General features: G+C 69.7%; 7 protein-coding genes. All 7 read right to left on the reverse strand.

The genetic code is table 11. From position 1 onward, the window contains the following. Window positions 1-1,000: aminopeptidase (locus FWJ67_RS10120; RefSeq protein ID WP_414482772.1), on the reverse strand; the 1,000-nt coding region annotated here is incomplete at its 3' end. Between the two features lie 3 nt (window positions 1,001-1,003). Further along, window positions 1,004-1,786, reverse strand: a complete 783-nt coding sequence (locus FWJ67_RS10125; protein WP_414482418.1) for a carbon-nitrogen hydrolase family protein — start codon at window positions 1,784-1,786, stop codon at window positions 1,004-1,006. Window positions 1,787-1,796: 10 nt separating this feature from the next. Next, a complete protein-coding gene (locus tag FWJ67_RS10130; RefSeq protein ID WP_304174989.1) occupies window positions 1,797-2,495 on the reverse strand; it encodes an ABC transporter ATP-binding protein in 699 nt (232 codons plus the stop codon). Continuing rightward, complete coding sequence (locus FWJ67_RS10135) at window positions 2,488-4,461, reverse strand: branched-chain amino acid ABC transporter ATP-binding protein/permease (RefSeq protein ID WP_304174987.1); 1,974 nt, start codon at window positions 4,459-4,461, stop codon at window positions 2,488-2,490. Before FWJ67_RS10135 ends, FWJ67_RS10130 begins: the two co-directional genes overlap by 8 nt. Continuing rightward, window positions 4,461-5,669, reverse strand: coding sequence for a branched-chain amino acid ABC transporter permease (locus FWJ67_RS10140; RefSeq protein WP_414482773.1), 1,209 nt, complete (start codon window positions 5,667-5,669; stop codon window positions 4,461-4,463). Before FWJ67_RS10140 ends, FWJ67_RS10135 begins: the two co-directional genes overlap by 1 nt. Before the next feature lie 60 nt (window positions 5,670-5,729). Next, complete coding sequence (locus tag FWJ67_RS10145) at window positions 5,730-7,001, reverse strand: ABC transporter substrate-binding protein (RefSeq protein ID WP_304174983.1); 1,272 nt, start codon at window positions 6,999-7,001, stop codon at window positions 5,730-5,732. Between the two features lie 273 nt (window positions 7,002-7,274). Continuing rightward, on the reverse strand, window positions 7,275-9,056 hold a 1,782-nt coding region (locus tag FWJ67_RS10150), incomplete at its 5' end, for an NEW3 domain-containing protein (protein ID WP_414482774.1).

Here is a 9,056-nt window from a genome sequence, read left to right on the forward strand (position 1 = left end):
CCGCCCCTGCTTGCAGGCGCCCTTCCACGCAGAGAGGCTCCCCATCCACCCGGAACGTGGCCGAGCGAATCACCATGTCCAGATGGACAGCACACGCATGGTCGCCACCGTAGAAGAGGTCGCTGCCCAGCGCAACGTGGACGTTGCCCGCCGCCTTCTTCTCCTCCTCGAAGTCGTCGTTCCGGAGGGCGTTGGGGTTGAGCCCCAGGCCAATCTCGGCGATGTGGTCGGCGCCGGGCACCTCCTCCAAGATCTGCTGGAGCCGCCGGGCTCGCCGCCCCCCCTCCACCCGGACCACCTTGCCCGCCTCCACCTCGAGGGTGACGGGGTCGTCGCCGCCGCCGATAAGGGCGATGGGGCCGTCCACCACCAACCGCCCGTGCGCGCTGGCGGTCGCCGGCCGCTGGGAGATCTCCCCATCGGAGAAGGCCGCCTCCCGCCCCGGCTCCCGGGCCAGCCCGCACTCGACGATGACCACCTGGCCCATCACCGGCCGCTTGCCCACCCCCGCGATCAGGTGGGTTCCGCTGGGCGAGGTGATCTCCACCCGCTCCCCCCGGCCCCAGATGGCAGCCAGGTGCCAGCCCAGCCGCTCCAAGGCCTCATAGTCGGCCGTGGCCGCTCCCTTGGTCCAGTTGTCGAGGGAGCGCATCACCATGGAGAGGCTCCGGAGCCGCCTGGCCGCCAGCAGCTCCGTTACCTTGCGCGCGTAGGTGGGGGCGCCGGCCGTCCGGGTGAGGCCGATGAGGACGTCGGCCGCCTCCAAGCCCCGCTCGATGATGGGGGTCAGCTCCGTGGCCCGCTGGGCTGTCCGGCTGGGCATCAGGGCCAGGGTGTACTCGGCCCCCGCCGCCTGCACCGCCGCCGCCAGGGCGTAGGCCATCGCCAGCTCCGTCTCGGGGTCGGCCACCAGGAGGACCTGCTCCCCCGGCTTCACCGCCAGGTGGAGCTGGATCAACCGCTGGGCTACGCTGGCCGCGTCGATCTGACGCGCGTCCACCGCTTAACACCTCGCTTCTTGGGTTCTCAGATCGTCCAGGTAGGGAACCTGCGAGCGCCACCGGGACAGCTCTGCCTTGGAGAGCCGGCCCAGCACCACCCCTTCCGCGGTGGTGGCCAGTCGGGCCCGGGGCCGGCCGTCGGGTCCCAAAAAACAGGTGCCGCCGCACCCTTGGGAGCCCGCCTCGTTGACGCCCAAAAGGTAGACCGTGTTGTCCAAGGCCCGGGCAGGCAGCTGGATGGCCCAGCGCCAGCCCGCCCCCCGGGACCAGGCGGAGGGGATCACCACCAGCTCCGCCCCTTGCCGGGCGAGCTGCCGGGTGGGCTCGGGGAACTCGGCGTCGTAGCAGATGAGGAGGCCCACCTGCCAGCCGTCCACTGAGAAGAGGGACAGCTCCCTTCCCGGCCGGAAGAGCTCCCGCTCCCAGCCATAGAGCCACATCTTCCGGTAGATGCCCAAGAGCCGGCCGGCATCGTCGGTGAGGGCGGCGGCGTTGAAGACCCGGTCGTGGATCCACTCGGGGAAAGGAACGACCAGGAACGCCTCCAGCTCGCGGGAGAGCTCCGCCGCCCACTGGAGAACCCCCTCGGTGGCCTCCCGGGAAGGGGTGGTCAGCACGGCCAGACGGTCGTACCCGGTGGGGAAGAGCTCTGGAAAGGCAATGAGCCTGGCCCCCGCCTCCCGGGCTTGAGCGGCCCACCGGGCGGCTTGGGCCAGGTTGGCTTCCAGCTCCCCAGGCTGGGCGGCCAGCTGGATCCCCGCGACGGTAAGGACCGGGTCGTCCATGGCGCTCTCCCTACACCCAGAAGGCCCGCTCCAGATCCTGCAGCTCCGCGGCGGGGGCGTCGAAGTGGTTCCGGCCCAGCTCCAAGACGTAGACGTGGTCGGCCACCTGCAAGGCATGGCGGATGTCCTGATCCACCAGGAGGATGGCGATCCCCTCGCTCCGGAGCTGGTCCAAGAGCTGGTAGACCTCTTCGGTGAGAAGCTTGGAGAGGCCGGCCGACGGCTCATCCACCAGGATCACCTTGGGGTCCATCATGAGGGCCTTCCCCACCTCCACCATCCGCTGCTGGCCGCCGGAGAGCTGGCCCGCCCGCTGGTGACGCTTCGCCTTAAGAGCGGGGAAGCGCTCGTAATTCTCCTCCAGCTTGGCCCGCACCCGGCGCCGGTCCCTCCGATAGGGCCAGGCCCCCATGGCCAGATTCTCCTCCACCGTCATCTCCCTGAAGAGGCCGTGGTCCTGGGGGATGTAGCTCACCCCCAGGTGGATCATCCGGTGGGGCGGCACCCCCACCAGAGAGCGGCCCTCCAGGGTGATCTCCCCCTGTTCGGGCCGGATGAGGCCGAAGATGGTCTTGAGGAGGGTGGACTTCCCCACCCCGTTGGCCCCCAAGACCGCGGTGATCTGCCGGGCCGAAGCTTTGAGGCTCACCCCCCGCAGGATGGGGAGATCCCGGTAGTAGCCGGCGTAGAGGCCGCGCACCTCAAGCATCGGCCATCCCTTCCTCCCATGACCGGGCCCGGGTTGGGGCCGGCTGGGCCTCGTCCTCCTCCCGGCCCAGGTAGGCTTCGATCACCGCCCGGTCCCGCCGGACCGTCGCCGGGTCACCGTCGGCGATGAGGCGGCCGTTGGCCAGCACCAGCAGGCGCTCCGAGAGGCCAAAGATGGTCTCCATGTCGTGCTCGATGATGATCAAGGCTTTCCCCTGGGCCCGGAGCTCCAGGATGAAGGCGCTGATGGCCTCTTTCAGGGCGGGGTGCACCCCGGCGAAGGGCTCGTCGAGGATGTAGATGTCGGGATCCAGCATCAGGAGGCGGGCCAGCTCCAGGAGCTTCTTCTGCCCGCCCGAGAGGGCCCGGGCCCGTTCCCGGGCCAGGTGCTCCAGCTTGAGGAAGCGGAGGGCCTCCCGGGCCCGGGCCACCTCCGCCGCCCAGGTGCTCCCCGGCGCGGCCAGTCCCGGCACCAGGAGGTTCTCCAACACCGTCAGGCGGGAGAAGACGGCCGGGATCTGGAAGGTCCGCCCCACGCCCCGCCGGGCCAGAGCGTAGGGTGGCAGCCCGTCGACCCGCTCCCCCCGCAGGTGGATGGCCCCACCCGTCGGCTGGTAGACGCCGGTGAGGAGGTTGGTCAGGGTGGTCTTACCCGAGCCGTTGGGGCCGATCAGGCCGCAGATGGTGGGCTGGCGGAGGGTGAGGCTCACCCCGTTCAAGACCTGGTGGCCTCCAAACCGCATGGAGAGGTCCTGGACCACCAGGTCGATGGGCCCCCGCCCCGCCCCGGAGCGTCCCCGCCGGACGACGGCGGGCAGGGTCCTGCGGGCTGTGGCCTGGAGCGGGGCAGCCGGGGTGGGTGGGGCGGCCGGGCGGGCCGTGGGACCGGGGCCGGGTGAGGAAGCGTCCAACGGCGTGCGAAGGGCCGGTGGAGGCGCCGCGTCCCGGGGCGCCACCGTCTCCCGGCGCCGGGCCGCCTCCCCGGCCAGAAGGTTGAAGAGGGGCACCAGGAGACCGTTCCGGGCGAACCGGACGGTGAGCACCACCAGCACCCCGAAGGCGGCGTACCGCCAGACGCCCAGATCGATCACCCAGGGCCCCCATCCGATGCGGCGGAGGAACTCCAAGACAAAGGTCATGGTGGCCGCCGCGACGGCCGCGGCCAGGGGATGCTCCAGCCCCCCGATGACGGCGTAGGCGATCACCAGCGACATCTGGAGGAAGTCCAAGTTCTCCGGCACCAGGCGGGGCACGGTGTGGAAGTAGACCGAGGCGGCCAGCCCCACCAGGGCCGAGGTGAAGCTGAAAATGAAGACCTTCAGACGGGTGACGGGGACCCCCATGGCGGCCGCGGCGCCGTACTCCTCCCGCATGGCCCGCAGGAAGAGCCCCGTCCGGGAGGCTAGGAGCCCGTAGATCACTGCCAAGACCACCACCAGGAGTCCCGCCAGGAGGTAGTAGTGGGCCAGATCAGACCCCGGCAGCTCCATCACCCGCAGGGAGAGGCGCCCGCCCGTCCACTGGGCTTCGGCCACGATCACCAACCGCGCGATCTCGGCGAAGGCGATGGTGAAGAGGGCGAGGTACGCCGCCCGGAGGCGGAGGAGCAAGAGGCCCAGGAGGCTCCCCACCACCCAGGCGACCAGGGTCCCCACCAGGATCTGAACGCCGACGCTCCCCAGGAGGGGGTGGACCGGGGCCCACAGGTTCCCCCAGATGGCGCCGCCATACCCCGCCAGGCCAGCCAGGGCCACGTGGGCGAAGGAGAACTGACCCGCCACCCCGGCCAGCAAGGACCAGGTGGCCGCGAGGATGGCCATGTAGCAGGCCAGGTGCCCAACGCTCAGGCGGTAGCTGCTGGAAAGGCCCACAAGGGGCGCGGCCAAGAGGACCACGAGGAGCCCGGCTACGAGGAGGTGCCCGGCCCGGGCCCGCGGCGCGGCCGCCTGCCATCCCGTTGGCACCATCACACCTCCCTCCCGAAGAAGCCCCGGGGGCGGATCAGAAGGACCAAGGCGAAGATGGCCAATCCAGCGGCCACTTGGTAGGTGGCCCCCCGGCTCGGGTCAGGGAAGCCGGCCACGGTGAGGGCTTCGGCCACCCCGAGGAAGAGGCCCCCAAGGAAGGCGCCCGGGACCGAGCCCAGCCCGCCCAGCACGATGATCACGTAGGACCGGAGAGCGGCCTGGGTAGCCATCTCGGGGACGGGGAAGTTCATCACCGCGACCAGGGCCGCCCCCGCCATGCCCGCCAGCATGACCCCCAATCCGAAGGCCAGGTTGAACGCCCGCCGGACATCAATGCCGGCCAAGATGGCCGCGGTCCGGTTCTGGGCCACCGCCTGGAGGCTCCGCCCCGTCCAGGTGCGGTGCAGAAACCAGGTGAGGGCGATGAAGAGAAGCAGCCCCACCAGCCCGGCGATGAGCATGTCGGTCCGGATCCGCAAGAAGCCCGCCTGGAGGATGGAGCTATCCAGGCCCCAGAGGGGCCGGTCGGTGAAGCGGGGGGCGCGGATGCCCGTGGGGCTCCCCAAGAGGCTGACCAGGCCGTACTGGAGGAAGAGCCCGACCCCGAAGGTGACGAGGAGCGCGTACTCGGCCGGCCGTTCGATGGTCTCGGAGTGGAGGGGAGAGAGGAGGGCCCACTCCAGGAGAAGCCCCAGGACCAGGCAGAGGAGCCCCACCACCGGGATGACCACCAGCCCGTTGACGGCCCACACCCGGGTGAGCAGAAGATACGCCACCACCCCGCCGAACATGAAGAGCTGGCCGTGGGCGAAGCTGATGATCCCCTGCACTGAGTAGATCAGGGTGAGGCCCACCGCCATGGTGCCGAAGACCGCGCCCACCACCAGGCCGTTCTGCACCTGGTTGAGGAAGTACTCGGCGTCGGTGAAGAGGGGGTTGGTGGGATAGAGCCAGCGGAGGAGCCAGAAGAGCTCCAAGGTCAGGAGGAGGCCGGGCAAGAGCCGGTGAACTGGCCCTTCCAGGGGCGGTCTTTTCCACCACACGTAGGCCAGGGCCAGAGGCCCCAGGGTTGCCGCCCAGAGCCCCGCGGGAACGGGCACCGAGCGGAAGGCCAACCCGGCGCGCCGGTACCGGCCCGGCACGAGCAAGGCCGCCAGGGCCGCCCAGAGCGGCCCCGCTGCCACCAGCCAGAACGCTAGCGGGCTCACCTCATCCCCTCCTGACGGGGAGGCCCGCCGGCTCCGGCGGGCCTCCGGCTTTCGGCTCCCTTACGGTTCGATGTACGCGACGCCGTGGGTCTGGCGGGCTTCGGGCCACAGGACCGCCGCCTCCGCCAGCCCATCGCCCTTGCGGACGTACTCCAGGATGACGATGGGGGGATTGGGCCACTGGTGCCAGAGCCAGCTGGGCTCCCCTTCGGGCACGGGGTTGTGGGAGCCGTAGGGGAAGCTGTAGGTTCCCTGCGCGCCCTCGAAGCTGGTGGTCTCCAGGGCCCGCACGATGGCCTCAGGATCGGTGGAACCCGCCCGCTCGATGGCGTCCGCCACCAGCCGGACGGAGTCGTACGCCTCGAAGACCCAGACTTTGGGCGGCTCGCCGAAGGCCGCCTCGTACCGCTCCGCCACCGACCGGGTGAGGTCGTTGTAGAAGGCGGGCGCCAGGCCCACGAACTGGAAGGCGGACCCGGCCCCGTCGGGCACCGCCCGCCAGAAAGCGTCCGCGTTCTGGGCCACCTGATTGACCACGGGGACGGTCCCCCGGCCCACCAGCCCCACCTCGAAGGCGTTCTGCTCCACCACGTAGCTGGACTCGCCCGTCACGTCGAAGACCACCGCGTCGGCGTCACCGTGCTGCTGGGCCAGCCGGAGGAGGATGGCCGAGTAGTCGGGCTGGTTGAGCTCCACCTGAATCTGGACCAGCTCGACCCCCGCCGGCTCCAGCTGGGACCGGAGCGCGCTCGCCTGGCTCAGCCCGAAGTCGGTCGCCTCGTAGATCTGGATCACCTTCTGCACCTTCAACCCGTTGAGGAGCCAGTCGGAGAGGAAGGCGCCCGCGTAGCTGGAGGTGGGCGCAATCCGGAAGATGGTGGGCGGATTGGGGGGCAGGTTGGGATCGTTGGGGTCACCGCCGGTGATGGCGTCGCTCCAAACCTCCGAGAAGACCGCTGGGATCCCGGCCCGGGTGTAGACGGGAATCTGAGCCAGGGCGGCGCCCGAGTGGTACTCCCCCACCACCGCCACCACCCGATCCTCGGAAACGAGCCGCTCGGCCACCGAGGCGGCGACGTTTGGCTGGTTTTGGGTGTCGTAGAAGATGATCTGGAGGGGCCGGCCCAGAACCCCGCCGGCGGCGTTGACGTCGGCCACCGCTGTCTCCACAGCCCAGCGCATGTCCAGACCTGCCTGGACCGCTCCGGGCTGGGAGAGGGGGCCCACCGCGCCGATGAGGATCGGCTCTTGGGCCAGGGCGACGTTGCCAGCCCAAGCCGCCAGGATCAGCCAGAACCCGAGCCAGACGAGCCACCGATCTCCGCCGCGCATTTGGGTCCCTCCCTCGCTCGTGTCGGTAGAAGGCTGGGCTGCATGCCCGCCCAGGTCGCGTCGCCTCCGCGCACCACAGACTCCGGGTAGGAGACGGGCCCTGTTCAGACTCTATGCCTCTTTTCTGGCAAAGTAGTATAGTGTTGACTCAGAATTCTGTCAACTTGGCGCCCCCACACCGCTGGGAAACGGCCGTGTGCTCCCCGGGCGGACCGCTGGAAGGAGAGGGTCCAGTGGGGAGGAGCCGAAGCTCCTCCCCACCCAAGCCCGTTCTCAGTGGTTGACCAGCTCGGGCGGGGCCAGGGGCTGGCTGACGAAGTTGGCCATCATCCGGTAGGCCCCGGGGACCAGCTGCTCCAGCTGGAAATACCAGATGAGCGACGAGTAGAGGTAGGTGCCCTCGCCCACCCGAGCCCAGAGGGTGTTCCCCTTGAGCTCCTCCCGCCGGTGCTCCTCCCCCGGATCGGTCATGGCGAAGAGTTCCACGAACTCATCGGCCCACGCCATGGGGAAGTGGAACCCCCGATCCTTCACCCATCCGCTCCAGTCCGCTTCGGTGATCTTGTTGGGCCAGTTCATCACCACGTGGTCCGGTTCGAGCACCTCGACGGGCGCCGTCTCGTCCGTCACCCGCCACTCGATGGACGGCCGCCCGAGACGAATGGGATAGGGCGGCGTCGCCTCCTCGTCCCAGTTGTCAGTGTAGCGGTGGTTGAGCACAATCAGGTTGCCGCCGTTCCGCACCCACTCCAGCAGGCGGGCGTTGTTGGCAGCCAGGTCGGGCCGGTACCGGTAGGCGTAGATGCCCACCACGATGGTGTCGTACTGGGAGAGATCACCGAACTCCAACTCTTCGGGACCCAGGAGGGTGACCTCCAGCCCCATCAGACGGAGGGCCTCCGGCACCGAGTCGAACCCGCTGGCCACATAGCCCACCCGCACCGGCGCGACAGCCAAGGGGAACGCCCGGAGGGTGACCTGCGCCTCCTCAATGAGGTAGGTCCGGCTGATGTGCGGGTAGTCGATCACCCGCACCCCCAGCTCGGAGGTGGCCACGTCTGAGACTGCTTCGGCGACCACCGTGTAGTCTCCGTCGGCGACATCCGGAGGAGGCGTCACGGTGAAGGTCGCTGCGAAGGTCTCCCCCTTCCGCTGGAAGGCGAAGGGGACCTCCACCGGATCGACCTGCCAGCCATCAGGCACCCGCAGGCGGAGGACTCCCGAGGAAGGCTCGGGCCGGTAGTTGCGCACCGAGACCTGGATTTCGACTTGGTCACCAGGGACCAAGGTGTTGATCATGGCGTTGCGCGGGTTGGTCGCCACTGAGTAGTCGGGGAGCACCGCCACAGGCACTTGGGGCAGGATGCGCTGCCGGACGGGGATACCATTGACCCGGTAGGTGAGCTCAGCCCGGAAGGGGTCATCCCGCCCCAGGGTGTACCGGTTCGCATAGGGGTGGAAGAACGCCGCCGTCTCAGGGACCCGCACCAGGAACTGGACTTGGGCGGTCTCCCCGCGCCGCAGGGTGACCGTCCGGGGCGCTGCGAGGGGTTCGACGGTCCAACCGTCGGGAGCCACCAGGGCGAACCCCAGGTCCTGCAGGGGGACCTCGCCGCCGTTGTACACGGCGAGGGTTACCCGGAATGCCTGGCCCCGCACCACTTCCGGATCGTCGATGATCACTTCAGGCTTCAGTTGCGAAGCGACCAGGCTTACCCGAGCCAGCTGGTCCGCCTTCACCTGCAGGCGGAACTCTATATCGACCCGGGTCTCTTCGGGCAGCTGAGCCTCAGCCACCGCGGCCAGGGCAGCGCGGACCGCGGCCAGGGCCCGGTGGGCCTGGCGGGTCACGGCCCCAAAGTCCGGGAAGGCGGCCACTGTGGCATCCAGCTCAGCTTGCACCGTGTGGAGGAGCTGGGCCAGCTCAGCCGCGTCGGAAGGCAACGCCGCCGCCAGATCGGCGACCGTGAAGGGGAGCCCGTCGAAGACGCTCGTTTCCTGTTCCGGCACCTCAACGACCGCATCCAGGAGCTTGAGGGATTCGGTCCGGGGCCC

Origin of the sequence: Limnochorda sp., assembly GCF_047459355.1 — a bacterium.
Taxonomy (GTDB): Bacteria; Bacillota; Limnochordia; order Limnochordales; family Limnochordaceae; genus Limnochorda.

What these genes read in the sequence shown, in the direction of transcription:
- FWJ67_RS10135 (WP_304174987.1), bottom strand. Translation starts at nt 4,461, where the DNA reads ATGGTGCCAACGGGATGGCAGGCGGCCGCGCCGCGGGCCCGGGCCGGG.
- FWJ67_RS10125 (WP_414482418.1), bottom strand. Translation starts at nt 1,786, where the DNA reads ATGGACGACCCGGTCCTTACCGTCGCGGGGATCCAGCTGGCCGCCCAG.
- FWJ67_RS10145 (WP_304174983.1), bottom strand. Translation starts at nt 7,001, where the DNA reads ATGCGCGGCGGAGATCGGTGGCTCGTCTGGCTCGGGTTCTGGCTGATC.
- FWJ67_RS10130 (WP_304174989.1), bottom strand. Translation starts at nt 2,495, where the DNA reads ATGCTTGAGGTGCGCGGCCTCTACGCCGGCTACTACCGGGATCTCCCC.